Here is a 25514-nt window from a genome sequence, read left to right on the forward strand (position 1 = left end):
CCATTTATCTGGCTTATTTGGATCCCTTGGTCTGTTCATTTGGTCTGTTCATTTGGTCTGCTCACTGCAATCTGCCCATGATGACCTTTGGTGATTGCTCCGCCACCACGAGCCAACCCCGTCCAACTGCGTAATCTTGCCCTCTTGCCCCTCTCTGCACCATGTTTGAGTACTTTACCGATCGCGCCATCCAAGCCATCTTGCTCGCCCAGGAAGAATCTCGCCGCTTGGGCCACCGCCTCGTGGGCAGTGAGCAAATTCTGCTCGGTTTGTTGGGTGAACAGTCCAGCCCGGCGGCTCAGTTGTTGGCGGCGGCGGGGGTCACCCTGGAGGGGGCCCGGGCCCGGGTGGAAGCGCTGATTGGTCGCGGCGCGGGGATGGTTCCGGACGAAGTGCCCTTTACGCCCAAGGTGAAGGCCCTGTTTGAGGCGGCCTTGGCCGAAGCGCGTCAACAGGGCCAAAAGGTGGTGGCTCCGGAGCATTTGTTATTGGCGATTATTCGCGATCGGGACAACTCGGCAGTGAAGGTGCTGCGGAGTATGGATGTGGATCCCGATCAATTGCGGATCAACTTGATTCGGTTGCTGGGGGAAACGGCGGCGGTGGCCGCGGGCGATCGGGGCGAGTCCCGGCGAGAGTCCACGGGCGATCGCGCCGACAGCGGCAACATTTTGGCCACCTACTGCACCAACCTGACCCAGGCGGCGATCGAGGACAAGCTTGATCCCGTGGTGGGGCGCGATCGGGAAATTGAGCGCGTGGTGCAAATCCTCGGTCGCCGCACCAAAAATAACCCGATCCTGATTGGTGAGCCGGGCGTGGGCAAAACCGCGATCGCGGAAGGCTTGGCCCAACGAATTGCCCTGGCCGATGTGCCGGAAACCCTGCTCGATAAGCAAGTCTATTCCCTGGATATGGGGCGGTTGCTGGCGGGCACGCAATATCGCGGAGCCTTTGAAGAGCGGCTGAAGGAACTGGTCAGCGAAGTGCAGCGGGCCGGCAACGTGATTGTGTTCATTGATGAAGTCCACACCCTTCTGGGTGCGGGCGGAATGCAGGGCGGCCTGTCGGCGGGCAACCTGCTGAAACCGGCCCTGGCACGGGGTCAGTTGCAATGCCTGGGTGCGACGACGCTGGATGAGTACCGCCAATATATTGAGCGGGATGCGGCCCTAGAGCGGCGATTCCAGCCGGTGAAGGTGGGTGAGCCGACCCCAGCCGAGGCGATCGAGATTTTGCGCGGCCTCCGCAGCACCTATGAAACCTTCCACAACGTGCTGATGACCGATGAAGCGATCGCGGCGGCTGTCACCTTGGCCGATCGCTACATTGCCGATCGGTTCCTGCCCGACAAGGCGATCGACCTGATCGACGAAGCCGGTTCCCGGGCCCGCGTCAGCGTTGGCAAAAAGCCCGCTCACATCCGCGATTTGGAGCAGCAACTGGCCCAAACCGTGGAGGAAAAAGAGCAAGCCGTGGAAAACCAAGACTTTGAAACGGCGGCCAAACTGCGCGATCGGGAATTGGTAATCACCGAAGAATTGGCGATCGCCCGCCAAGCCCCCGCCACCGAGCGCCCCCGCCCAACGATTACCGCCGAAGACATTGCCGAAATCGTCAGCCTCTGGACGGGTGTACCGGTGACGCAGCTTTCGGAGGCGGAAGTGGGGCAACTGCTGAACCTGGAAGCGAAGCTACACGAGCGGCTGATTGGGCAAAACGAGGCGATCGAAGCGGTCTCGAAGGCCCTGCGCCGAGCCCGCTCCGGCCTGCGGAACCTGGAGCGCCCGATCGCCAGCTTCTTGTTCCTCGGCCCCACGGGCGTGGGCAAAACGGAACTGGCCAAAGCGTTGGCTAACTTCATGTTCGGTTCCGATGAGTCGATCATTCGGATCGACATGTCCGAATTCATGGAACCCCAATCCACCTCGAAACTGATCGGCAGCCCGCCAGGATTTGTCGGCTACGGCGATGGCGGCCAGCTCACGGAAGCGGTGCGCCGCCGTCCCTACAGCCTGGTGCTGTTTGACGAGGTGGAAAAAGCCCACCCGGACGTGTTCAACCTAATGTTGCAGTTGCTCGATGAAGGGCGGCTGACGGATTCCCAAGGGCGGGTGGTCAGCTTCCGCAATTCGCTGATCGTGATGACCTCCAACCTGGGGGCCAAGGCGATCGCTAAGGGTGGCGCAAACCTGGGCTTTGGTCTCGCCAGCGACAGCGCCGAGGGTCGTTATCAAGCAATCCGCGATCGAATCACCGATGAGCTGAAAAACTTCTTCCGCCCCGAGTTCCTAAACCGCTTGGACGAGGTGGTGGTGTTCCGCCCCTTGGAAAAATCGGAAGTGCGGCAGATTGTCGATCTGTTGGTGGTGCAAGTGGCCGATCGGCTGGTGGAGCAAGACATTCGCCTGACCGCGAGCGATCGCTTCAAGGACAAGGTAGCCGATGAGGGCTTCGACAGCAGCTTGGGGGCCCGCCCGCTGCGCCGCAAGGTGACGCAACTGCTAGAAGATGCCCTGGCAGAAGCGATTCTGTCGGGTCGGATCAAGGGAGGCGATCGGGTGTTGGTGGACTTGGCCGACAACGGTGAAACCCTGCTGGAGATCCAATCCCAGGCGATCGACCTGCGCTTACCGGCGAGCGTGAGCTAAGGAAGTTCGATCGGGGAGATCGCACCGTTTCAGATATTTGCGGGCAGCTCCCAGCTTGTGGGGCTGCCCGTCATGCTGTTCGATCGGTTGGCTACTGCATGCGCGTCAAATTGGGGCCGCCTTCGATAGGAGCTGTCGCACCAGGTGACGTAGCGGATGGGCGTTTGATCGTAATCTCACATCATTCCAGCTTCGATCGCAGAGATTCAATTTTTCTGGCGCGTGTTTCGGCTTTTTTGCAATTCAAAAGCTGCTCTAGGAAGCCCCGTTTAAACGATCGAGATAGGGCGTGCCATGTTTCTAGATATTGATTTTGCTGGAGGAAGGATTCTAGATCAGGCGGCAGGGTCAGATTTTCAACTTCATCAAGGGCACTCCAAGCACCACTGGCTTGGGCAATTTCCACGATTCTTAAGCCGTTTGGGTGCATTTGGTTTTGCTCAATCAGCTTGCTAATTTTTTCTTTATTCACTCGGCTCCAGTAGCTCTTGGGATTGCGGGGGGAAATTCGCAATTTGGTTCGTTCGGAGTCAACTTTGTTGGGCAGGCTGTCAATCCAGCCATAGCAAAGCAAAACATCAACGATGTCTGAATAGGTGAAATCTGCTTTGTTGGACGATTTTTTATAAAAGACTAGCCAAACTGAGTTTTTTTGGTGCCAGTTTTGGTCTAGCCATCTGTTTAAATCTTGCAGGCGATCGATAGAAATTGACTGAATTTCGGTCATGACATTGCTGCCAAAGTTTCATGATTTGTCAAACATCACGGTTGATCTAAACCAACTGTCATGGGATGCAGCGTGCTTGGAACTACGGGCCCACTTGGATTGTGGGAGCGATCGCATCACTTCATCGATCTTGGGGGATGAGGCGCGATCGCTACAATGGGAAAACGCCAGCCCGATCGCGACCAGCGTTCAACAGTTCTCACTCATCCCCAGCCTATGTCGGATCCTAAACGCCCCATCCCGAATCATGATGCTGGCTTTCCCTGGGTGCGATCGCCCCAACACCTGTGGCTGATCGGAGCGGCAATCTCGACGGTGATCCTGTGGCAACTGCCGTGGGGTCACCAAATTTTGTACCCCTTTTCGATTCTGGCGACTTGGTTCCACGAAATGGGTCATGGGGTTGCTGCGATGCTGCTGGGCGGGCGGTTTGAGACGCTGTTACTCCATCCCAGTGGTGGCGGAGTGGCCCAACACAGCGGCCAGCTTTGGTTGGGGCCGATCGGGCGGGCCTTGGTGTCGGCTGGTGGGCCCTTGGGTGCGCCTTTGGCTGGCTACGGACTGTTGCGCCTTTCCCAAAAGCGCTTGCCTCGGGTGCAGTTGGGGCTGTTTTTGTTGGGTTGTGCGCTGTTGCTGTCGGTGTTGTTGTGGGTGCGCACGTTGTTTGGGGTGTTGGCGATCGGGGCTTTGGGCATTGCGATCGCGTTGATTCCGCTCTATGGATCCCCTTGGGTGCAATATTTTGCACTGCAATTTTTGAGTGTGCAGGCTTGCCTCAGTACCTTTTCCCGGCTGGACTATTTGTTCACTGAAAACTGCACAATTCAGGGTGTGGCGATGGTCTCGGATACGGGACAAATGGCCAAGCAGCTTTGGTTGCCCTATTGGTTTTGGGGAGCGCTGTTGGCGGCGATTTCGCTTTATTGTTTGGGGTCAGGTCTTTGGCGCTTGGTGCGATCGCGTCCCGATGGGTTTTGAGGTTGATTAAAGGGCGATCTCCGTCGGCTCGGAATGGTGTTCGACTCTAGCGGTGGCTTTATTTTGCCGAACAGCGATCTGACCGCTCCAGATGTGTCCCATGTTTCTCGGGCCAGAATGCCCCGCAGTGTTCAATGCTTTGCGGAGGTTGTGCCCAACTTGGTGGTGGAAATTAAATCCCAGAGCGATCGGGTGGTGAAGTTGCGCGACAAACTCACCATGTATTTAGAGCAGGGCGCTGAGGTGGCCCTGCTGGTGGATCCCGATCGGGAAATCGTGGAACTTTATCGGCTTTTGTAGATAGCAACTAACCCATGCAACCCCAAGGCATATTGATCTTTTTTTGTGGAAAGATGGGGGCGGGAAAATCCACCCAATCACGCCAAATTGCCCAAACGTTAAACGCAATTTTGATTTCAGAAGATGACTGGCTCAGTCAGCTTTATCCCCAGGAAATCCAAGGATTGGCAGACTATATCCAGTATTCTCGCCGCTTGAAAGGTTTACTTAAACAGCACTTGGCAACGTTGCTGAAGGCGGGACTCTCAGTTGTGATGGACTTTCCCGCTAATACAAAAACCCAGCGGGCTTGGTTCCAAGAGCTGATCCGCGAGCATGATTTAGCTTATCGGTTCATCTATTTGGATGTGGACGATCAAACCTGTCTAGACCGCATTGCCCAGCGCCGCCAAGAGCAACCCGATCGCGCCCAATTTGACACGGAGGCGATGTTTCACGAAGTCACGCGCTTCTTTGAGCCGCCCACGGCTGAGGAGGGCTGGGTCATCGAGGTGATTTAACCGGTTGCCGCCGATCGCTCGGCCCGGTCAGGAAGCGCGATCGCCCCCAGGCCAGCGGCAACGCCGAAGCCACATCGGGGCAAGACGGGATAAGAAGTAGTAGGATTACGGTGTAAATTTGCCCCCTCTGGGCGATCGCCCGCTTCTTGCCCGGCCGGCAAGCCATCACCGATGTTGTTGTCTCGTCCCGTATGAGTTCTGCCCTTACCGAACTGGCGATCGTTGCGGCCTTGACGGTTGCGAACGGGATTTTTTCAATGTCGGAAATGGCGATCGTCTCGTCCCGCAAGACGCGCCTGCAAAACCGAGCGGAACGGGGCGATCGAGCGGCTCGCGCAGCCCTGGCCCTGGCGGAATCGCCCAACCAGTTTTTATCCACCATCCAGATTGGCATCACCCTGATCGGCATCCTCACGGGGACTTTTGGGGGTGCTTCTTTGTCGGCGGAGTTGCGGCCAATCCTGGAAGCCGTGCCACCATTAGCCCCCATGAGCGGGGCCCTGTCGGTGGTGATCACCGTGGCGGGCATTACTTATCTTTCGTTGGTGGTGGGCGAGCTGGTTCCCAAGCGGTTGGCCCTGGGCAATCCAGAACAGATTGCGGCCAATGTGGCGCTACCGATGCGGTGGTTGTCGCGGATTACGGCTCCGGTGGTCTATTTGTTGAGCCATTCCACGGATCTGATTGTGCGATCGCTTGGAACCACGGTTTCCAGCGAGCCGCAGGTGACGGAAGAAGAAATTAAGCTGCTGTTGCAACAGGGCACGGAAGCGGGCACGGTCGAAGAAGCCGAGCAGGAGATTGTAGAGCGGGTGTTGTCGCTGGGCGATCGGCCCGTCAGCTCCGTGATGACTTCCCGCCGAGAGGTGGTGTGGCTGGATTTGGATGCGCCTTTGCACGAGACGATCGAGCAAATCATCAACAGCCACCACCAGCGATTCCCCGTCTGTCGCGACAGTTTGGATGAAGTCGTTGGGTTCATTCAGGTGAACGACCTGTTGGCCCAAACCCTGATGAATCAGACCCTAAATTTAACGGACTGCCTGCGTCAGCCGTTGATTGTGCCGGAAACCACGGGCACGTTGCGGATTTTGGAGATGTTCCGCGAAACGGGTCTGCATATTGCATTGGTGGTGGATGAATACGGCGTGGTGCAAGGGTTGGTGACGATCAACGACATGCTCGAAGCGATCGTGGGCGACCTGACCGATGTGGATGAGGAAGACACGCCCAAGGTGGTACAGCGGGAGGATGGTTCCTGGCTGGTGGATGGGATGTTGGCGATCGAGCGGATGCGCGATGAATTGGATATGGCTGAACTGCCCGGTGAGCGGGAAGGACGCTACCAAACCGTGGCGGGCTTCGTGATTGCTTCGTTGGGCCACATTCCCAAGGCCACGGACACGTTTCACTGGAATGGCTTCCGGTTTGAGGTGGTGGATATGGATGGCAACCGGGTTGATAAAATCCTGGTTTCCAAACCCAGCACGGCTCCGAGCGCTTCAGAGCCGCCCACGGCTGATTAAGGGCAGCGCGACCTCAGGATCACGCTTAAATCACTTAAATTCCTTGGGGCCGAGGGCGATCGCGCTGGGCAACTGTCACAGTGTCTTGATGGGATGAGCGATGGGAATGGGCGGTGTGGTTGGGGTCGATCCAGGTGTATTGGCCAGGTTCATTGCGTTGACCAGTTGGTCAGCGGGTTGATGAACGGATTGATCACGAACCGATCATCCCAACCGTGATCGCCTCCGAGATTTTTTGATTAATTTCGATCGACCCATTTCCCGATCGACCCACTTCCCGATCGGGCAACTTTTGCAGTCAATTAATGTACGATATTCAAAATACGCTCTGACAGATTTTGGATCAATTATTCAAAACCCAATTTAGGCTACCCATCAATTGTGGGCAAATTGCAAAATTCAAAACTTCTAATCTTATAACAAATTGTGCTTTGTCAGGTAAGGGGTGATCACCTGACCCCCTTGTGGAAAACTGCCCGATCGGGGCAAAATCTGTGGAAAACCTGTGGAAAAGTACCCCTATTCTGTGGAAAACCTGTGGAAAAATACCCCTCTTTCTGTGGAAAAAAAAAAGTGTCTGTGGAAAACTTGACTAAGTATAAATACCCTGTGGAAAAATACCCCCCCTTTTTCCACAGGGTTTTCCACAGGGTGTGATCGCTGAAAGGTTCATGAAATAAGGATTTTTTTGAGTTTTCCACATTTCCACAGGGCCCTACTACTACTATCTATTTAAAAAATAAGAAAGAGAAGAAGAGATAGATAGTCCAGCCCAAAAATTTTCTTGGAAACGGCCAAAATTCTTCGGGGAGACGGTCTGTTTCTCTCGAACTCAGGATCCAGTTTTTAGCCTAGTCGATCGAGCCGGAATCGCAACCGACCAGTGAGGCAGTGGCCGCTAGGGGCTGGAGACGACAGGGTTCGAGCTGGGCTGAGTTTGAAACCCAGCGGTTGACGGATCCGAAAACGGCTAAAACCCAGACAGAATCAGGATCTGAGCGCTCAAAGTTCGCTGCGCTTGAGGCCGAGCCGATCGGCAAGTCTGAGGGCGATCGAACCCTTTGAAAACGGCTAAAACCCAAGCCAGGCTTTGATTGTTGCGATCGCGCTTCGACTTTCCAGCAGGCGATCGGGCTGCAAAGTCACGGGTTACTCCCGATGGCCAAAACGGCGATTTTGGGTTAAACTCAGGGCTGCTCATCGGGGCCAAATTTCCCCCGGCGGCGGTCGCCGTTTTCCACAGAACAGCCCCGAAACCCAAGCCCCAGAAGCCATGAAGCTGCTTTGCGCCCAAAGCGACCTGAGTGCCAACCTGTCCCTGGTCAGCCGTGCCGTCCCGTCACGGCCGACGCACCCGGTTTTGGGCAATGTGCTGCTGACCTGCGATGCGGGCACTCAGCGCGTGAGTTTGACCGCCTTTGACCTCAGCTTGGGCATCCAGACCAGCTTCCCGGCGGAAGTGGAAGATTCTGGGGAAATCACGTTGCCGGCCAAGCTTTTCGCGGACATTGTGGGCAAGCTGCCCAACGGCACGGTGTCGCTGGATGCGAACGAGGACTGCTCAGCGGCAATTTCCGCCCAGTCCAGCCGCTACCAGATTCAGGGCATGAGCGCCGAAGAATTCACAACCCTGCCGGTGGTGGAAACGGGCGAAGCGGTTTACCTGCCGGTGGCGGCGCTGTTGGAGGGGATGCGCGGTTCCCTGTTCGCCGCCAGCAACGACGAAACGAAGCAGATTTTGACCGGGGTTCACCTGTCGGTGGAGACCGATTCCCTGGAGTTTGCGGCGACCGATGGCCACCGGCTGGCGGTGGTGCGGGCGGCAATGGTGGAGGACGAAGAGACGGAAACGGGTACGGTGGAACCCTTTGCGGTGACGGTTCCGGGTCGGACGCTGCGGGAGCTGGAGCGGATTTTGGCGGCGCAGCAGTCGAGCGAACCGGTGGCCCTGTACTGCGATCGGGGGCAGTTGGCCTTGCAGTGGGGAGATTATTACCTCACCAGCCGCACCCTGGAAGGGCAATACCCGGCTTATAACCAGCTCATTCCCCGCCAGTTCGATCGCCAGGTGACCGTGGAGCGGAAGTTGTTGCTGGGGGCGCTCGATCGAATCTCGGTGATTGCTGACCAAAAGAGCAACCACATCGTCAAGTTCTCGATCGACGCAACGAACCAAAGTCTAGGCATTTCCGCCGATGCACAAGATGCGGGCAGCGGTCGCGAAACGATCGAATCGGCCCAAATTTCCGGTGAGGACATCGACATCGCCTTCAACGTCAAGTACTTGATGGAATCGCTGAAAAACCTGACCACAACAGAGATTCAGCTTCAAATGAACACGCCCACCAGCCCGGTGGTGATCACGCCTTTGGGTGGCGCAAAGGCAACCCATTTGGTGATGCCGGTGCAGGTGCGGAGCTAGGTTCAGGTTGACCGCAGGCGTTAATCGCTTGATGTTGTTGGTGTTAACTGCTAGTTCAGTTGCCCTTGCTTTTACCCTTGCTTTGGAATTTCCTAGCGTGGGCTAAATATTTTAAAGATTATGCCCGTTGCGGTTTCTAGCAGCCCCAGGAAGCCCAGTGAAATGCAACTGACAAGGGATGGCTCGAATTTCCAAAATCAGCGGCTTTTGCGGCAGTTTTTGCCTCCGTTGGGCCAATGGCTGGGGATTGTGGGGGCCATCGCCTGCTGCTGGGCCGCTCCTGTTTGGGCAGAATCAGCCCCGATACCAGCCCCGATGGGGGTGTCGCCGTCCATGACTGACCCCAGCACTTTGGCGAGTGCTCCGGTCAGCGCCCCGATCGCCATTCCTGCCACGCCTAACCCACAACTGGCACAAGACCTCTTAATCAATCCGGGTGATCCGGGGGTTTTTGATCGGTTCTGGGCCGACCTGGCTGGATCGCAAGTGATTTATCTGGGGGAAGTTCACGACCGATCCGCCGATGTGCCGATCAAATTGGAGGTTATCCACAGGACTTTTCAACAGGTGGAAAACTTTTCGCGCCAGGGTCAGCCCGGCCGGCTGGTCATTGCGCTGGAAATGTTTCAACAACCGTTCCAGTCGGCCTTGGATGACTACTTGGCGGGGCGGATTGACGAAGCCACCCTGCGCGATCGCACGGAATTTGACCAACGCTGGGGATTCGACTGGGAAATTATTGCGCCGATTTTGCGGTGGGCACGCGATCGGGGTGTGGCCGTGGTGGCCTTGAACCTGCCCGTGGAAGTGACTCGCCAAATTGGTCGCCAGGGCTGGGATGCGCTCCCCGCCGAGGCTTGGCAATGGTTGCCCCCGCCCAATGAATTGCAACTGGGGTCTGCGGGTTACCGGGCCTGGTTGCGAGAAATTTATGACGAAATTCATCAACAGCACGGAGCCAGCGCCCAAAGTAGCGCCCAGAGTTCTGGGAGTGCCGATCGCACGGAACGCTTTAACCGATTTTTGGCCGCTCAGGCCGCTTGGGACGAAACCATGGCGGCGGGCATTGCTCGGTTGCTGCAACGGCCGGGCGATCGGGTGGTGACCATTTTGGGTCGTGGCCACATGGTCTATGGGTGGGGCGTGCCCGATCGGCTGGCCCGGCGCAAACCCGATGTGGTGCAGCGATCGATCCTGTTGGGCCCCCTGGAAGCCCCCGAAATTTACCGCGATGGACGATCGATCAGTCACTACTGGTGGCCCAGTGCCCGATCGGCCCCGTGAAATTACTGATTAATCCAAGGGTTGATTAGTAATATTATGAGTCAGCATTATGAGTAAACGAGACCAACTCATGCTTAACAGCATTGCTTAGGGTTTGTCATCGTCTTTGGGAGAAGTGAGTTGAGCTTTGCTTCAGTTTCGGATGCTCCGACGTTTCAGGAGCGAGTTGCGCATCTGACCGAACAGCTTGAGCGATTTGCTCAAAAAGATCTTGATCCAACGGTTCGTGATGAATTAGCACTCGACATTCTGTGCGATCGAGATACCTTGCAAGCCATCCTCAAGGACTTGGCAAAGCATCAGCAACTGGAAGCCGCCACCGTTTCAGAAATCGACGCGCTCGATCGTCGCCTGGCAACCCTGGACTCAAAATTTCTGGCCATTGCAGCCTTGCCCCGTTGGCGAGATACCTTTGATCCTGGCCCTAACGCCTGGTGGTGGTTTCCCGAAGCCGAAGGCTCCAAGCCCAAAATTGCAACCCGACGACGGGAAATTTTCTGGCGGGGGGTGTCCGTTGTGTCCCTCCTGGCCACTGCCAGTGCCGCCAGCACCATCCTGCCGGTTTTCTCGATCGGGGGATTTGGCTTAGGAGAAGCCCTGGCCAGCGCCGGCCAGGTGACCGGGCTGGCCGTGTTGGGGCGTGGCGTGCTCACCCCCGAAGGAACCAAGGCCCTCAAACAGTTTTGCGCGAGGTTTTCGATTCCCGGCCAGTGGTATAGCGAGGCGATCGCCGCCTTTTCCATCACCCTTGGCGCTTTGTCCATGTGGGCCGCCCAAGACGGTCTGCCCCGGTGGTTTAACTATGCCGCCAATCAGCACTATCAACAGGGCGAGCTAGAGGAAGCCCGTGTAAATTATCAAAAAACGCTTTCTCTGATGCCCAACAATGACGAAGCCTCATTGGGGCTGGGATTGGTTTATGAATCCCTGGGGCAACTCAAAGAAGCTGGCGATTCTTATCGGCAAGTGGCTGACCAAGGCGACCCGATCGCCCTCAGTCGATTGGCACGAGTTCAGTTCTCTTTGTTGCTGAAAACCAAGCGATCCGACACGTTACTTCGCAATCAACAAACCTCGGAAGTCGAAGCCCTTTTAAAACTGGCACTGCACCGCATTGACATGAGGGGTCTATCAACCATTGATGCCGCTAACCAGCGCTATCAAATCTACCGAAATTTGGGGTGGTTGCGTTGGTGGCAACGGGATTATATCGGTGCGGAATCTGTCTTGAAACGTGCCATTAGAGAAGATGAATCTTTTCCCGAAAAACAGCTTGGCACAGGTCTTTCCCATTGCTTGCTGGCTCAAATTTATCGTGAAGAACAACGGGAGACGGAAGCCACTGCGGAATACAACATCTGTGTGCAAAAATCGCGGCCGGAAACCCTCACAGAATATGAATGGTTCTTCCAAGTGGGGCAAGGACGGATGGCGACCTGTGTTGATACCAGCGCTGTGATGCGCGGCACAAGCCGAGAGATTATCCGAAAACTACCCCTTTGTACGGAAGACGATCCAGGGCGCAAGAATTCTGTTGCGCCGGATCCCACTCAACCGGTCATTCAGTCATCGCCCAGCTCGATGACCGGAACCGTTGCACCACCTAGCCCTTAACCCAGGAAAGAGATTGAAGAGGAAGAGGGTTCCCGATCGCCCGTTGCGCCACTCGATCGACTATCCAAAACCGATTGGGTCAGTTGGACAATTTCCGGAAACGCAAAGTTTTCCGTTAAGTGGGTCAGGGTTTGAAAGAGGTCGTAATAAGGGCTAGGAATCTGTTGCAAGAGTTGAGTAATGGTTTGATCAGAACAGGTAAGGGCCGCATGGTGTAAAGCGGCAATCCAAGCCTGGGGCATCACCGATAAATCCACGGTGGGTGGCTGGTTGATCGCGCCTAGGGAGCTGACAGAGCGATCGGGCACATCGGTTCTGAGTTCTGCATAACGGTACTTTAAGGGCAAATATTTTGCCATCATCTGAAAGGGTTCATCGAGGGCAAAAGGCTTGCTCATATAGTCATTACAACCGGCTGCGATCGCCAGCGAAGGATCATCGGCAGACCCCTGGGCCGTAATGGCAATGATCGTGGTTAAGGAAAAGGGTGCTTGATGCTGACTTTCCCAACGCCGTTGCTCCAGAGTGCGAATTTTTCGCGTTGTGGCATAACCATCTAATCCTGGCATTCGCAAATCCATCCAAATCAGATGGGGCTGCCAATCTTGCCATTGGGCGATCGCTTCTAAACCGTTTCTTGCTTCATGAATTTGCAAACCCAAACAGGACAGTAGCCGCACCAAAAGCTGGCGATTTTCTGTTTGATCATCCACCACCAAAATCCGATAGTCCGTGCGATCGCTCGCTAACCCCACAATTTGGGGAATCGGCGTATTGGTTTGCGATATCGCCTGATGAGTCACCAAAACAGGGAGATAAAAGCGGAAAAGGCTGCCTTGGCCCAGTTGGCTTTCAGCGGTAATTTCTCCACCCATTAACTCCACCAGTTGGCGACTAATGGCTAAACCCAAGCCGGTTCCACTATGGGCATCTTGGTGATCCATTGCCTGCACAAAATCATCAAAAATGGTTTCCAAATGTTCAGGAGCAATGCCAATTCCACTATCTTGAACCTCAAACAGTAAGGTGGTTTGGGTGGGCGTAGAGGGCGATCGCTCCGTTGATGCGCCATTCGTAGCAACCGAATTAGGAATAGGTGTTATCTCTGAGGAAACTGCCTCAAAATCAGGAATATTTGGGGGTGAAGTTTCCGTAACAGGGGGTAACTGGTTTGGGCTGCTGTTGTGGGAACGTAGCCGCACTCGAATAAAGCCTGTTTGCGTAAACTTCAGGGCGTTGCTAATCAAATTAATCAAAACTTGCTCTAGCTTTCGGCCATCAACCAGGGCATGGGTGGGTAATAATTCGGCCAGTTGTAAATCTAGCTGTAGTCCCTTATGTTGGGCTTGCAACAAAAATAGATCGGCCACACTTTGCATTAATTCCCGCAGGTTAATGACCTGAGGCGCGAGGGTTAATTTACCGGCTTCTATTTTAGATAGATCTAAGATCTCGTTGATGAGTTTTAAAAGATGCTCACCACTGCGATAAATTCGCTGTAAGTCGTCCCGCTGGGTGGGTGACAAAACCGCTTCTCGCTGCAAAATATTGGTAAATCCAAGAATAATGTTGAGAGGGGTTCGGAGTTCATGGCTCATTTTGGCCAGGAAGGTACTTTTCGCACGGTTAGCCACTTCTGCGGCCTCTTTGGCTTGATGTAACTCCCGTTCCACTTGTTTTCGATCGCTGATGTCACTGAGGATGCCAATCAGGCAATCTTGACCTTCCAAATAGCTGATGGTGGCTGAGAGCAGAACCGTTTTAATTTCACCAGATTTGGTGCAAAATTCCGTTTCAAATTCGCGAATCCATCCCTGCTCTTTCACGATATTTCGAAACTCAATCAAATCATTGGGATCTTTCCAAAGCTGCATTTCAGTGCAGGTTTTGCCCACCATTTCCATGTGAGAATAGCCCAAAATTCGTGTGAAATTATCATTAATATTCAAGCAATAACCATCATTGACTTTGGCAATCCAGGCGGCTTCTGGGCCGGCTTGAAAGATGGTGGCGAATTTTAATTCTGATTGACGCAGGGCCAGTTCCATCCGTTTTTGATCGGTGATGTTGGTGATGGTTCCCACCAGTTTCACCACTCGACCCTGTTGATCAAAAATCGGCTCGCCGCGACTGATCAGATAGATGATTGATCCGTCGCGCCGTTGGATGCCATGTTCGATCGTGTAGGGAATTCCTTGCTCGATCGCCTCCGTGACCGTGGCCACAAATCGCGGGCGATCGGCCTCGGGGAGCAAATCAAAAAGGTCAGGATGGCCCGGTTCTTGGGCATCGGGTTCCAATCCCAAAATGCGAAACTGTTCCGCAGACCAAGTGCTTGTGCCCGTCGCCACATCAAATTCCCAACTGCCCACCTGGGCAATCCGTTGGGCTTCCGTGAGGGCCGCCGTTTTCTGGGCCACCTGTTGCTCCAGGTCACGGGCATAGGTGTGGCGGAGTTGGTCGGCCGCTTGCAAGGCTCCCACCATTTGCTGAAAGGCTTGGGTTAAGCGATTCACTTCCGCCACCCGCGTTTTGGGCAGGGGGTTGGCATGTTGGCCGGCGGCGATCGCCCGGGTTGCTTCTGTCAAATTTCGCAGCGATCGGCTCAAGCGTTTGGCCGTCCAAGTGCCCGTTCCCAAGGATCCTGCCAAGGCCAACAAACAAAACCAAAGATTTTGGCGATGATTAGCCTCAATCTCACCAATGAAATCGGCTTCCGGAACCGCCGTGACCACAAGCCAATGCAATCCATAGGCATCTTGGTAGGGGGTGACTTTCGTAAACAACGTGCCATTTTGAAAGGCTAATCGCCACCGTTGTTCCGTTTGAATGGCTTGCCATTGGGGATCTTTTTGTTGAAGTTGCTGGGCAATGGCCCTGGTTTCTGAATTACGACTTTGGGCCAGCGATAATCTTGTGGGATAGGGTTGGTTGGGTTGCTGAATGTAGGGCAATTCCAGGGTTGAAGTGGCCACCAAATTGCCCGATCGATCCACAATAAACGCCTGACCTCGGGGCGAAATCTGCAACTGATTGAGGAAGGTATTCAACCCCGACAATAAAACCGTGCGGCTTAAAACGCCGCGAAAATTGCGATTGCCATCATAAATTGGCAACAATGCATCAATGCCCAACATTGGAATCACGCGATGGGTGTAAACCGGTGACCAAGTGGGCTGGCGACTATTTTGGGCCCGTTGAAACCAGGCCGTTTGTCGCACATCATCGGTAATTTGATAGGCGGCTTCCAAGGGTTGCCCTTGGTCATTCACACGCGAATAGAGGCGCTGGTTGGGCAGGTTGGGGCTGGCCTCTGCCAGGAACTGTGTACCTACGGGATAGGATTTGCCCGTCAACTGCTCAATTTGTTGGCGCAACTCCAAATTGACCGATCGCACATAGCCCACCAGCAAGCCCCGATCGTTGGCAAACATGGTCGCCACCAGACTGGGATCCGTGGCCATCTGTTGCCACAGATAATCGCGCCAAGGGGTGGAGTCATCCAACGGCAGCTTGCCCCCTTGGATCGCTCGGCCATTGGCGGCCAAGGTGTGTTGTTGCTTGCTGAGCAGACTATCCACATGATCACGCACCCGGTGATCCACGGCATCCAGCAGGCGATTGGCCAAATTTTCTACGGAGGTTTGGCCGCTGCGGTAGGACCAATAGCCGACCAAGCTCACCGCCCCCACCACCTGCACCACAAAGGGAACCGTCAACACCCAAAACAGGCTGATGGCCGCAGAGCGATTGGCCACAGATCGATCGGGCTGATTTTGGCCATGCCGCAACAGCGAAATCCGTTGCCAAAGGCCTTGGATCCGACGAGGGAGCCGCATTTTTCGCCAGCGTGGCTGTTGAAGATTCATAGGCTCATGCGGGACTGACGGGGCAATTCAGGCGCGTTCAGGGGCCCTTGTCCTAGCGGTTTGGGAAATGACGGGGAGACTGGAGGCAGCGGCTTGGGTCGGAAATAGTCGGTTTGATTTGGGGCATGGGTGGGTAGTGGCATCCCAATCGCTCAGCGGTGGATGACCTGACTGCAATGGTGCGATCGACCGGTTTGCAATCCTCGACTGCGATCACAATCGGGGCCCGATCGCAGTTCGATCGCGCTGTTGCCTAACCAATCGCTTACAACTGGTATTAACACTATCAGCGACTGATGATCTGTAACGCTATCTACCTACTAATCGAGTAGATCTACTGAAGTGTTAGAAATATCACAGTGTTCTTTGCTCGATCGCTTGAACTCATATTGATAATTCTATTGATATCAACTTATGGAACTGAGGTTTTATAAGTTTTGTAAGTGTGCTGATCTGGCAAGAAATTGCCCTTGATGGCTCAGATTAGTTGAAAGTTTGATTCACCTAGTCAACCGCTGAAAAATTACCTTAAATGACTATACCAACCCATGAGAAAGAATTTTGGCTTGCTGGAAATTACGGCGAGTTAGTCCACCAGAGATCACAAGAATCCCAGGATGACAACAATACGAGTCCCTTGATTTTGAAAAGGGTAAATTGTGCAAGATTTGATCTGGGCTTAAGGATACTTAAAATTCCAGCAGAAACCAGATTGGGAATCGGCTATTCTGGACTAGGCCTTAACCTATGATTCGGGTTTTTGATTCCGCAAAAGTTAGGATAGTCAGTGTTAGAAAAATAACCCAATTGTCTTGGGCAGGGTGGCAAATTAGGTCACCTCATCAATGCACCCAAAATACTCCTGTTTTCCCCAAGGGTGATTGCTAAAGTTTTGTTCTGGAACTGACGCTTGGCAACCTGAGCCATCGCGGCGGTTGGCTGGGATGCCAGGGGCTCGGGTGAAAGTGCAACCGTGTTGATCAGGAATTTTTGATCAGAAATTGGCGAAGATCATCGGCTAGGATCGACGCAACTTTCAGGCCGTTTGGATAACTCCCATGTCTGCGACAGCATCGTTTATTCGCCAAAGCCAACTGCTGGGCCGCTTGGTGCTCGATCGCGCCACTACGGAAACTCTGGGCCATGTGGCCGCCCTGTGGGTGGATCCGCGAGCAGCCCGGGTGTTGGGGATTGTGATTCGATCGGGGCCGTTGCCGCTGAATTTGTCCTTGAAGTTGCCGCTGGGTGGCCCGTTGCGAGCCTGTGCCTGGGGTCAGGTGGTGGCGATCGGGGCGGATAGCGTGTTGGTGGATCTGGGAACCCAAGGGGAGAGCCTGCAACAGCCGGAGGGAGCCTTTGACCTTGTGGGTCACGAGGTTTGGACTGACGGAGGCAATCGAATTGGCACGGTGGCGGATCTGGAGTTGGATCCAGCCGTGGGCCGGGTCGATCGCTACCTCTTCCGGCGCGAAGGCGTGGCGGATGTGGCCTATAGCTTGCCGGCCGGAGCGGCCATCAGCGGCGGGCCCAAGCGGCTGTTGGTGGTGACCCAGGCGGCCGAGGCGGCCGAGGCGGTTCCTTTGACGGCCGCTTGGGATCAGGCTTTGGATTCGGTGCAAACTTCGGTGCAAACCACCCTGCGCCAAGTGCAGGAAAAGACAAAGCCGATCGCCGAAACGGCCCGCAGTCGGTTTGCGGATTTGGCCCGGGAAGCCCGCGATCGGGCCAAGTCTTTGGCGGACACAGCCCGCACCCGCGCCACGGAGCTGACAGAAACCATGCGCGATCGCGCCGATCGCCTGACCCAGGAAAGTCAGTCACCCCAGCGCGATCGCCCCGCTGGAAATTTGCCCGCCGCCCCAGAGAATGCTGCGACGGATGATGATGATCCGATCGACCTGTGGGATGAAGATTCCCCCGCGATCGACACGCCCGCAAGCCCGATCGAAACCGATTCCCACCAGCCACCTCAGCCACCTAACGCCTAGGAAGCGCCTCAAGGCTGAATCATGCGTCTTCGCCATTGGCTGACTGTAATGAATCCTGGGCAGAAGGGCGATCGGGCGGCTGCACTGGCAACAAGTTCTGTTCTTTCAGATAGCCCAACAGCCAATTCACCGCCGTTGCCCGTCGGGTTTTGCGGGGCACTAATTCCCCCACCTTGTAGCCCTTGAAGCCCAAATATTCCTTCAGCAATTGCTTATTCTCGGCGGGAATCGATCGAGTCAGCTTCACCGTGGCTGGGCGGCTTTCAATAAAGTTCGGCGGTTCTGGATAATCCCCTTGCCAGTCCGCCGGAGCCAACCAAGCTTGGGTGTTTGGATCCCATTGGTAACCCAACCCATGCCACAGCAGTTGATTTACCCGGTCATCCTCTAGTTGATCGTCTAAAATGTCCCACAGCAGCTCGATCGTGAGACTGGGCAAGCGATCGGGGAATCCGTCCGGTAACGCCACCGTTGAGCGTTCCGTGCAGTTTGGCTCCTGACAACTACTCATGAAAGACCTCTTTTCAGAACCGCAATTAACTTATGAGTCTTGTCAATTTATTACATCAAAAAATGGCATCAAATTGTAATGAAGTCTAATCAATGATATTCAATCAATCAAGTTAAATTTATTCTATCTTGATATTCATTCCTGTAATTCCTTGACTCGATCAACACTCAGTTTTCTCTAAATCTTCTATCTTGACTGTCCTCTTGCATTCACCCTGGAATGATTCAGCATTGGTCTAGTCCGCACTTGATTGCAAAATCATTCCTTGCTCTAGCAGCCTGAACCAAAACCTAACCATTGGGATGCATGAAAAACACAACTCTCGATCGCTCGATTTTGGAGTCCCATTGCATTTGCTTCTTCATCCAATCCTTAATTTAAGTAATCATCAACCAATCTTTGCTGAATCTTTAAAAATTCCCCTTGATTCCGCCAAATCTTAAAGCTAAGTTAGATTCCATAAGGGGTCATAAAAGCGACGCGGAATGCCACGCGGTCGAACTTTGCTCTCAATACCCATCCTCTTGTGGAAGATATGAAATCTTGGTTTGCCCCCAGCGTTGCACTTGCAACCATTTCGCTGAGTTCCATCGCAGCTCCCGCCCTTGCCCTCAGCATCAGCTACTCCGATGCCTACGTGCCGGATGCCAGCACGGTTACGACCCTGAATGCTATTGATGCATTTACGGGCGGCCTCACAGACGCAGAAGCCCGAAATGGCCTTTATGGTTTCACGGATATTGAAGAAGTCCTGTCGATTCAGAAGTTCGATCCTAGCCTTGGAACTCTGAAATCAGCCAAGTTGACCTTTGATACGGGACTTTGGCAAAAGGCTTACTACGAGCACCTCGGTCGTTTGCGCCCCGGCAACGCAGCAGCCATCAAATTTGATTTTGAGGCTAATTTAAACCTGACATCCAGCGGCGGCACGTCAGTTTTTGATATTCCCCTCACGGGTGCTCATGATTTTACGGCATCCTCATTTGATGGAACCCAAGACTTTGCTGGCACTTCGGGCCGGAAGTTTGCTACTTCTTTGAACGGTCAATATCAACAAACCAAAACCATCACTGATGCCGCAGCTTTGGCTGGCTTCATCGGTGCTGGTTCGATCGACTACACCTTCTCCGCTTCGGCTCTGTTCAGTGTCTTTGGCCCTGGTAACTTGAGTGCCGGTGTGCTGACCCTGGCTAAAGGTGCGCTGCGGGTTGAGTACGAATACGAAAAAGAATCCACCTCAGTGCCAGAACCCACCGCGCTGTTGGGTCTTGGTTTGGTGGCTGGTGGGGCAATGGTTCAGCGTCGTCTGCGGGCTGCAGCACCCCGAAACTAGGTTGCAATGCCTGTCAATGGCAGCTTGGAACTAGCTCGCCAGTCGATCGAACCCTAGCCAATTTAGGGATGAGGCTGGGGGACTGAAAAGATAGCCCGAGCTGTTCTTGACTGCGCTCCTGTGGACTGCACAACTGAATTGCACAAGTTGGTACTGTTGAGATTGGGTTTGGCGATCGCTGAACCCAATCTTTTTTTGCATAATATTGATGCTGATCGAAGTATTTTGAGGATTCTATTAACGATTCGGCGGCTAGGATTGCTTGTTTTGAATATGCCTTAGGCGCTATAGGTCATCAGGATTCAAGCCTAATTCCCGCAGCTTGGCTGCCAGGCGATCGGCTCGCTGCTTGGCTGTCTGAGCTTGTTCTTCGAGGGTTTGAGTTTCGGCTGCAAGGGTCTTGGCTTGGGCCTGAAACAGTGCCGATCGCTCCTCGGGAGTCAGGTAGCGATCGCCCGCTTCGTTGAACCAATAGAGCCATTCGCGATCGATCGCTTGGAACGAGCCAAATTGCCGGCCAATCCCCAATTCCAATTCCGGCATCCAGAACGGTTCACCGCTTTGCCGCTGATAAACCCCATCAATCAGCTTGTAAATCTCAAAGGGATCGTGGCGATCGCGCTGATAGTGATCGGGGTTATAGATGCAGTAATACAACACTCCTAAATCGGCGTAGCGCAGCAGTTTTTGATCGTATTCGCCGCCCTTGGTTTTCGAGACAATTTCTAATACGAAAATGGGCGGAATTTCATCCTCCATCCACATCGCATAGCTCAGTCGCAACTGCTCACCCCGCTGCCTGGGAACCCCCACACTCAAAAACCCATCGGGACAGAGGGCGGGCTGGAGCTGGCCATTTCGATAATAGAAAATGCCCATGTCCACATTCCAAGTCCAATCGGCGCGATCGCTCCAGAGCCAAGCCAGGATCGAGAGCAAAAGATTGGGCAACAAATTCTGAATTTCGTGATCCACAGGCTCGTCATCGGAGTCCGGTAAGTTGAGGTATTCGGCGTAACCGGGCTTGTGGATCTCCAACATGGTTCACGCTCCTGAAAGTCAACCCCGTAGGGGCGTACGGCCGTACGCCCCTACCCGAATTGGCCTTGATCATTTTGGCTCGCCTGCATCCGACGGATTAGACGAATTGACCTGGAATTGATGCTGCAAAAAACAATCCCATGGCCATTTTAGTCATCGCCATCGGGTAAGTAGGCAAAACCTAAACTAATAGTCGCTGGTAACCTAGCCTGTAGACTCTAGCCAAGAGGATCTGCATAGAAGCCAATACCCTCATCACGATACCCAGGCAAGCTACTCCGCACAAAGCTTGCTTCGGATGAGTTAGGAGTGAAGAAATGACGGCCTGTGACTGTATTGAAGAAGCGATAAACAGGAACTAGTCCCGGTGCATTGCCAATCGATGCATTGAATCCACCGCTGGGAACTTCTCGATAGCCTTGGTTGGCTTTGACACTGGCTTTCTCAGCATCGGAAATCGTGTAAAAGAAAGCGCCAGTGACAGTGTTTAGAAAACGGCTGACCTGATTTGCTCCAGACGAATCAAAAGTATTGCCTTCGTCGCGATAACGATTTGTATCGGCTGTGATTCGAGCTACCTCATCCACATCGGTTGTGTAGACGTGACTACCAGTTAAGATATCGTAGACTCGGCGGACAGATACTACATTTACAGGAGGCCCACCTGTAGGATCTTGTTCCTCTCCAAACCAGACGACAGCATATCCCTTGTATATGCCAATTCCCATGGCATTCCAAGGACGCTTTGTCCAAACATCCCGATTGAGGATGACATTGTTATGCCCTGGACTGCCCTGCCAACCTTTTAATGCCGATTCTGCGTTAGCAATAGATGTGCTTGTGCTGGCATCTCTCGGGCCAAAGGCAATTTCATATCCATTGCCTGGATAACCAGTGTTAAAACGCTGAGGCGCTCTCCACATAGATGGCCAGGTACTGGAATTACCTCCGTCATATGCAGCATCACTCCAAGCATGTGTCACAGTTTTGACGTTTTCAGCCAAGTCAATAACATGGCGGTTGGCAACCAGAGTGAGTCCCTTAGACAAAGGAATAGCTGGCAAGCCATTCTGAGCACGATACTCAGTAATCAAGCGATAGAGTTTTTCCTCTTCAGGTTCTAGACCATCAAGTGACGATGCGCTGTAAATGTTGGCCATAGGAGATGAATTCACTATGTAAGTGATCACCATAATAGGAGAGATTTTGTGTTGTTTGCCAGCGATCGAGTTCGCCCAGGGCGCGATCGCGGTATTGGCCGTAGCGTTCCTGTTTGTTGCGGATCTTCGTCGGCAGCTCCGGCAGGATGCCAAAGTTCGGCGGCATCGGCTGGAAATGCTTGGGCGAGGCGGAACTGATGAACTCGAACAGTGCGCCGCTCATGGTTACGGGGGGCAGGGCGATCGGCTCCAGGCCGCGAGCAATCCGGGCCGCGTTGGTTCCCGCCAGCCAGCCGCCGGCCGTGGCCGCCGTGTAACCCTCCGTGCCGATCAGTTGGCCCGCCGCCAGCAGGGTGGCGCGACCCTTGAACTGCAACGTGGCGCTCAACAATTCCGGCGCGTTGATGAAGGTGTTGCGGTGCATCACGCCCATCCGCACAAATTCGGCATTTTCCAAGCCGGGAATCATCCGAAACACGCGCTGTTGCTCGCCCCAACGTAGGTTGGTTTGGAATCCGACCATGTTCCACAGTTGCCCCGCCTTGTCCTCTTGGCGCAGTTGCACCACAGCGTAGGGGCGTTTGTCGCGGTTGGCGGGGTCGCGCCCGTCGCCCAACCGGGAATCGAACAGGCCCACGGGTTTCAGGGGGCCGTAGCGCATGGTGTCTTCGCCGCGCTGGGCAAGTTCTTCGATCGGCAGGCAACCCTCAAAGAATTTGGCACTTTCGCGATCGAAATCCTTCAGGGGCGCTTGTTCCGCCGCGCAGAGGGCTTGATAGAACTGCAAATATTGCTCCCGGTTCATGGGGCAGTTCAAATAGGCCGCCTCGCCCTTGTCGTAGCGGGAAGCCATGAAAGCCACGTCGCGATCGATCGACTCGCCCACCACGATCGGGCTAGCCGCATCAAAAAAGCTCATGTAGTCCCGACCCGTGAACTGTCGCAGATCATCGGTCAAGTCCGGGCTGGTCAGGGGCCCCGTGGCCAACACCACCACGCCATCTGTGGGAATTTGCCGCACTTCCTCGCGCCGGAAGTCCACCAGCGGATGTTGGGCCAGGGTTTCGGTCAGGTCGCGGCTAAACTCGGCGCGATCGACCGCCAACGCACCCCCGGCCGGCACAGCATGGTGATCCGCCTTGCCAATCACGATCGACCCGAGCCTCCGCAATTCCTCATGCAGCAAGCCAGCCGCGCGATCGGCGGACATCGCCCCAAAGGAGTTGCTACAAACCAATTCCGCCAAATGTTCCGTGTGGTGGGCGGGGCTGAGGCGTTCGGGCCGCATTTCATAGAACACCACCGGCACGCCCGATCGCGCCACCTGCCAGGCCGCTTCAGTGCCGGCCAGCCCACCGCCAATCACATACACCGGCTGTAAATTCGACATGGCTTACCTCAGCGATCGCCCAAACTTGCAGGAACCAAGATGAATAGCTTATAGCAATTTGATTAGGGCGATCGGCGTTTACGAAATTCAACTGTCTGAATCATCGAAGGCTGCAAGGGCTATTTTGAGACAACTTTGAACACCTTCCCAATCGCGTTCTGATAGCTGCCCAATGCGAGCTAAGTTTGCTGAAGGAGGCAATGTCACAATGAAGCTGCGGAAAATCGATTCAACTCGTAAACCGGCTGATTTCCAATCTTGGAGTTTATAGTCTGTGATGCCCAAAGCTTTTGTTTGAGTTGTAATCAGTCCCACAATGACATCAGGACGATGGACATGATAAATAGATGAAGACAAAACAACCGCAGGACGGCGCTTGATGCCCGTGACACCAGGAAAGTCCACGGTGACGACATCACCTGGCTGGAAGATCACTAAGCTATCTCCTCATCATTATCAAAATCTGTGTTGAAATGCTGGAAAGAAAAGGCTGCTAAGTCTAACTGATCCTGTTCTGTCCAAGTGTCGCTATCATCTAGCACTGCCTGATTTTGCTGAGTCAAGCCATTCAGAATCAAAGCTGCTAACTGTAATAAAGCAGTTGGTGGAAAGATGCGAGTGATATATGCATACACATCTTGAATGGTTGGGCTAGGAATAGACATCATCGTAGTTACACTTAGGCTTTCTTCAAAGTTTAGCAAAGATGCATCGGATGAATAATGCCTTGCAAACACCAATGAATAGTAATGAATAGTGCTGCAATTCAGTCATGATCAGCTAGTGAAAGTCTTTCAGCGGAAGCGATCAGTTACCAAAAATTGTCACCTCGCAGGTGCTATCAGGACTATTTGTGGGTTCCCGCCTTTCTCCATATTCACAATACTCACAGCAATATTCAGTTGGCGATGTGGGGCGATCGCTCGCTACCTTCAACAGTGCTGATTTCAACCCTGTGCCAGTATTGCTGGTCGCGAGCAACTGCCCAGACTGATAGAAACCGAATAGTTAGCTAGCCCAACCGTAGCTGCGGAGATGTTTGCCACAGTAGCCGATCGCCACTTTTTCGGTTTCAAAGTCCAGCTCAAAATAAATTTGCAAGTTGTGGACTGCGTTGTTTTTGCCCAAGGTGAGATGTTTAAACATCCGCTGTTTGCGGCCCCCATGGCGAAAGTCCCGATCGCTCCCGTATCGAGAACCGGTGACTTGGTGTTCCGTGGGCTTAAAGTCCAAACCATAGGCGCGGAAACCCTCCCGCCAACCGCCCATCGATCGCCCTTCCCGTTTCGCCAACAGGGAGGCGCGGCCAATTTCCGCGATCGCCCGTAAAGCTTGATAAACCTCACTGGGGCGACCAAATTGGGACTCGGCCGCAGCCGATCGGGCAGAATCCCAAATTTCCAACACATCCCCAAACTGTTGTTCCGCCGTTTCCACCGCCGCCAACACCGTTTCAAAGGCCCCTGCACAGACTAACTCGTCCGTTTCCGAGTTGTTCTCTCCCGCCTCGGCCGGTTTGGGTTGATATTGCAACAGGCTGGCCAAGTTGCTTTGGCTTGTGTTTAGCTCCGCTTCCAACTCCGCCACGTAATCCCGTAAATGGGATAGCTCCCCTTGGAGGGCGGCTTGCTCATCCCAGGTTTGTTCCACATCGGTGCGAATGGCTTCCAGGTCAGTCCGCTCCTTTTGCAGCAGCCGATCACGCTCTTGGAGTTGGGTTTTCAGCGCCTCGATCGTCCGTTGGTGGTTGGTGGCCTGCTCTTCCAAGGTTTCCAGTTGCAGTTGTAGTGATCGCTGGCTGGTTTCCAGGGTTTGGCGTTCGTGGCTTTCGTGATCCAAATCTCGCTGCAACCGCTCCAACCGTTGTTGATAGCGCCAGCGATCGAGCACCCGCATGGACACCACCCCGATCGTCAGTCCCCCCAAGGCTTGGGCCGCATTTTGCCACAGGGCCCCTTGGCCCCAGGCGGAGTCTGTCACCTCCACGCTGGCCAGCCCCAGGGTGGATCCGTGGCTAACCACACTGCCCACGCCCACCACTGTGCAAAATGCCACCACGCTCAACCCCAAGAGCGCCAATAACCGCATTCGATCGCCTGTTTCCATACCCGAATTAAGACCGCCGACCTGTGTGAGAAGCTTCCTCGATTGTAGACGCGCCACTCTGGATTGTGTGGCCCCTACCCGTCATGATTTCCAAAGCGAGGGATTATCAATCCC

At 54.2% G+C, this 25514-nt stretch carries 20 protein-coding genes; 10 read left to right on the plus strand and 10 right to left on the minus strand.

Annotation, left to right across the window (positions count from 1 at the left end; genetic code table 11):
* Window positions 1-161 precede the first annotated feature (161 nt).
* The gene (locus H6G53_RS13145) at window positions 162-2651 is read left to right on the plus strand and encodes an ATP-dependent Clp protease ATP-binding subunit (protein ID WP_190533626.1); all 2490 of its coding nucleotides are present in this window, start codon (window positions 162-164) and stop codon (window positions 2649-2651) included.
* 181 nt (window positions 2652-2832) lie between these two features.
* On the opposite strand, the gene H6G53_RS13150 is transcribed toward H6G53_RS13145, so the two are convergent.
* Window positions 2833-3123 carry a YdeI/OmpD-associated family protein gene (locus tag H6G53_RS13150; protein WP_190533628.1) on the minus strand — a complete coding sequence of 97 codons (291 nt, stop codon included), beginning with the start codon at window positions 3121-3123 and terminating at the stop codon, window positions 2833-2835.
* Window positions 3124-3594: 471 nt separating this feature from the next.
* Between H6G53_RS13150 and H6G53_RS13155 the strand changes: the two genes are divergently transcribed.
* The 3 genes from H6G53_RS13155 to H6G53_RS13165 are packed head-to-tail and all read left to right on the plus strand — an operon-like array spanning window position 3595 to window position 5156.
* Entirely contained in the window at window positions 3595-4356 is a 762-nt protein-coding gene (locus H6G53_RS13155) for a M50 family metallopeptidase (RefSeq protein ID WP_190533631.1), read from the plus strand.
* A gap of 33 nt (window positions 4357-4389) precedes the next feature.
* Window positions 4390-4656 (plus strand): Uma2 family endonuclease, encoded by a 267-nt coding sequence (locus H6G53_RS13160; protein WP_190533634.1) that lies wholly within the window; start codon window positions 4390-4392, stop codon window positions 4654-4656.
* A gap of 14 nt (window positions 4657-4670) precedes the next feature.
* Window positions 4671-5156 (plus strand): ATP-binding protein, encoded by a 486-nt coding sequence (locus H6G53_RS13165; protein ID WP_190533638.1) that lies wholly within the window; start codon window positions 4671-4673, stop codon window positions 5154-5156.
* On the opposite strand, the gene H6G53_RS13170 is transcribed toward H6G53_RS13165, so the two are convergent.
* A complete protein-coding gene (locus tag H6G53_RS13170; RefSeq protein ID WP_158234444.1) occupies window positions 5153-5317 on the minus strand; it encodes a hypothetical protein in 165 nt (54 codons plus the stop codon). The genes H6G53_RS13165 and H6G53_RS13170 overlap by 4 nt on opposite strands.
* A 30-nt stretch (window positions 5318-5347) precedes the next feature.
* On the opposite strand from H6G53_RS13170, the gene H6G53_RS13175 reads away from it, so the two are divergent.
* The 4 genes from H6G53_RS13175 (at window position 5348) to H6G53_RS13190 (ending at window position 12002) form a co-directional block, all read left to right on the plus strand.
* On the plus strand, window positions 5348-6682 hold the full coding sequence (locus H6G53_RS13175; protein WP_099533444.1) for a hemolysin family protein: 1335 nt from the start codon (window positions 5348-5350) through the stop codon (window positions 6680-6682).
* Window positions 6683-7955: 1273 nt separating this feature from the next.
* Window positions 7956-9104 carry a DNA polymerase III subunit beta gene (dnaN, locus tag H6G53_RS13180; protein ID WP_099533451.1) on the plus strand — a complete coding sequence of 383 codons (1149 nt, stop codon included), beginning with the start codon at window positions 7956-7958 and terminating at the stop codon, window positions 9102-9104.
* 162 nt (window positions 9105-9266) lie between these two features.
* Window positions 9267-10388: a ChaN family lipoprotein gene (locus tag H6G53_RS13185; RefSeq protein WP_190533641.1), complete on the plus strand. Its 1122-nt coding sequence runs from the start codon at window positions 9267-9269 to the stop codon at window positions 10386-10388.
* A 120-nt stretch (window positions 10389-10508) separates the two neighbouring features.
* Window positions 10509-12002: a tetratricopeptide repeat protein gene (locus tag H6G53_RS13190; RefSeq protein ID WP_190353643.1), complete on the plus strand. Its 1494-nt coding sequence runs from the start codon at window positions 10509-10511 to the stop codon at window positions 12000-12002.
* On the opposite strand, the gene H6G53_RS13195 is transcribed toward H6G53_RS13190, so the two are convergent.
* Window positions 11999-15871, minus strand: coding sequence for an ATP-binding protein (locus H6G53_RS13195; RefSeq protein WP_190533644.1), 3873 nt, complete (start codon window positions 15869-15871; stop codon window positions 11999-12001). The two genes, H6G53_RS13190 and H6G53_RS13195, sit on opposite strands and share 4 nt — an antisense overlap.
* Before the next feature lie 1058 nt (window positions 15872-16929).
* On the opposite strand from H6G53_RS13195, the gene H6G53_RS13200 reads away from it, so the two are divergent.
* Window positions 16930-17859 carry a hypothetical protein gene (locus tag H6G53_RS13200; protein ID WP_099534905.1) on the plus strand — a complete coding sequence of 310 codons (930 nt, stop codon included), beginning with the start codon at window positions 16930-16932 and terminating at the stop codon, window positions 17857-17859.
* A gap of 19 nt (window positions 17860-17878) precedes the next feature.
* Here H6G53_RS13200 and H6G53_RS13205 read toward each other — a convergent pair whose 3' ends face one another.
* Window positions 17879-18298: a DUF1823 family protein gene (locus tag H6G53_RS13205; protein WP_242026322.1), complete on the minus strand. Its 420-nt coding sequence runs from the start codon at window positions 18296-18298 to the stop codon at window positions 17879-17881.
* A gap of 607 nt (window positions 18299-18905) precedes the next feature.
* Between H6G53_RS13205 and H6G53_RS13210 the strand changes: the two genes are divergently transcribed.
* Window positions 18906-19703 (plus strand): choice-of-anchor E domain-containing protein, encoded by a 798-nt coding sequence (locus H6G53_RS13210; RefSeq protein WP_190533742.1) that lies wholly within the window; start codon window positions 18906-18908, stop codon window positions 19701-19703.
* Between the two features lie 285 nt (window positions 19704-19988).
* Here H6G53_RS13210 and H6G53_RS13215 read toward each other — a convergent pair whose 3' ends face one another.
* From H6G53_RS13215 to H6G53_RS13240, 6 genes are all read right to left on the minus strand, one after another.
* Window positions 19989-20744, minus strand: coding sequence for a Uma2 family endonuclease (locus H6G53_RS13215; protein WP_190533647.1), 756 nt, complete (start codon window positions 20742-20744; stop codon window positions 19989-19991).
* Between the two features lie 218 nt (window positions 20745-20962).
* Window positions 20963-21904, minus strand: coding sequence for a CAP domain-containing protein (locus tag H6G53_RS13220; RefSeq protein WP_190533650.1), 942 nt, complete (start codon window positions 21902-21904; stop codon window positions 20963-20965).
* Window positions 21873-23294, minus strand: coding sequence for an FADH(2)-oxidizing methylenetetrahydrofolate--tRNA-(uracil(54)-C(5))-methyltransferase TrmFO (gene trmFO / locus H6G53_RS13225; RefSeq protein ID WP_190533653.1), 1422 nt, complete (start codon window positions 23292-23294; stop codon window positions 21873-21875). Before trmFO ends, H6G53_RS13220 begins: the two co-directional genes overlap by 32 nt.
* An 87-nt stretch (window positions 23295-23381) precedes the next feature.
* Window positions 23382-23729: a type II toxin-antitoxin system PemK/MazF family toxin gene (locus H6G53_RS13230; protein ID WP_190533656.1), complete on the minus strand. Its 348-nt coding sequence runs from the start codon at window positions 23727-23729 to the stop codon at window positions 23382-23384.
* On the minus strand, window positions 23729-23962 hold the full coding sequence (locus H6G53_RS13235) for a hypothetical protein (protein ID WP_242030913.1): 234 nt from the start codon (window positions 23960-23962) through the stop codon (window positions 23729-23731). Before H6G53_RS13235 ends, H6G53_RS13230 begins: the two co-directional genes overlap by 1 nt.
* 340 nt (window positions 23963-24302) lie before the next feature.
* Window positions 24303-25400 carry a hypothetical protein gene (locus tag H6G53_RS13240; protein ID WP_190533659.1) on the minus strand — a complete coding sequence of 366 codons (1098 nt, stop codon included), beginning with the start codon at window positions 25398-25400 and terminating at the stop codon, window positions 24303-24305.
* Between the last annotated feature and the right edge of the window lie 114 nt (window positions 25401-25514).

The organism is Limnothrix sp. FACHB-406 (assembly GCF_014698235.1).
GTDB lineage: Bacteria > Cyanobacteriota > Cyanobacteriia > CACIAM-69d > CACIAM-69d > CACIAM-69d.

Bases quoted from the DNA above. Each gene is read 5' to 3' on its own strand.
- H6G53_RS13145 (WP_190533626.1), top strand. From the start codon at position 162: ATGTTTGAGTACTTTACCGATCGCGCCATCCAAGCCATCTTGCTCGCC.
- H6G53_RS13155 (WP_190533631.1), top strand. From the start codon at position 3,595: ATGTCGGATCCTAAACGCCCCATCCCGAATCATGATGCTGGCTTTCCC.
- H6G53_RS13160 (WP_190533634.1), top strand. From the start codon at position 4,390: ATGGTGTTCGACTCTAGCGGTGGCTTTATTTTGCCGAACAGCGATCTG.
- H6G53_RS13165 (WP_190533638.1), top strand. From the start codon at position 4,671: ATGCAACCCCAAGGCATATTGATCTTTTTTTGTGGAAAGATGGGGGCG.
- H6G53_RS13175 (WP_099533444.1), top strand. From the start codon at position 5,348: ATGAGTTCTGCCCTTACCGAACTGGCGATCGTTGCGGCCTTGACGGTT.
- dnaN (WP_099533451.1), top strand. From the start codon at position 7,956: ATGAAGCTGCTTTGCGCCCAAAGCGACCTGAGTGCCAACCTGTCCCTG.
- H6G53_RS13185 (WP_190533641.1), top strand. From the start codon at position 9,267: ATGCAACTGACAAGGGATGGCTCGAATTTCCAAAATCAGCGGCTTTTG.
- H6G53_RS13195 (WP_190533644.1), bottom strand. From the start codon at position 15,871: ATGAATCTTCAACAGCCACGCTGGCGAAAAATGCGGCTCCCTCGTCGG.
- H6G53_RS13200 (WP_099534905.1), top strand. From the start codon at position 16,930: ATGTCTGCGACAGCATCGTTTATTCGCCAAAGCCAACTGCTGGGCCGC.
- H6G53_RS13210 (WP_190533742.1), top strand. From the start codon at position 18,906: ATGAAATCTTGGTTTGCCCCCAGCGTTGCACTTGCAACCATTTCGCTG.
- H6G53_RS13215 (WP_190533647.1), bottom strand. From the start codon at position 20,744: ATGTTGGAGATCCACAAGCCCGGTTACGCCGAATACCTCAACTTACCG.
- H6G53_RS13220 (WP_190533650.1), bottom strand. From the start codon at position 21,904: ATGGCCAACATTTACAGCGCATCGTCACTTGATGGTCTAGAACCTGAA.
- trmFO (WP_190533653.1), bottom strand. From the start codon at position 23,294: ATGTCGAATTTACAGCCGGTGTATGTGATTGGCGGTGGGCTGGCCGGC.
- H6G53_RS13235 (WP_242030913.1), bottom strand. From the start codon at position 23,962: ATGATGTCTATTCCTAGCCCAACCATTCAAGATGTGTATGCATATATC.
- H6G53_RS13240 (WP_190533659.1), bottom strand. From the start codon at position 25,400: ATGGAAACAGGCGATCGAATGCGGTTATTGGCGCTCTTGGGGTTGAGC.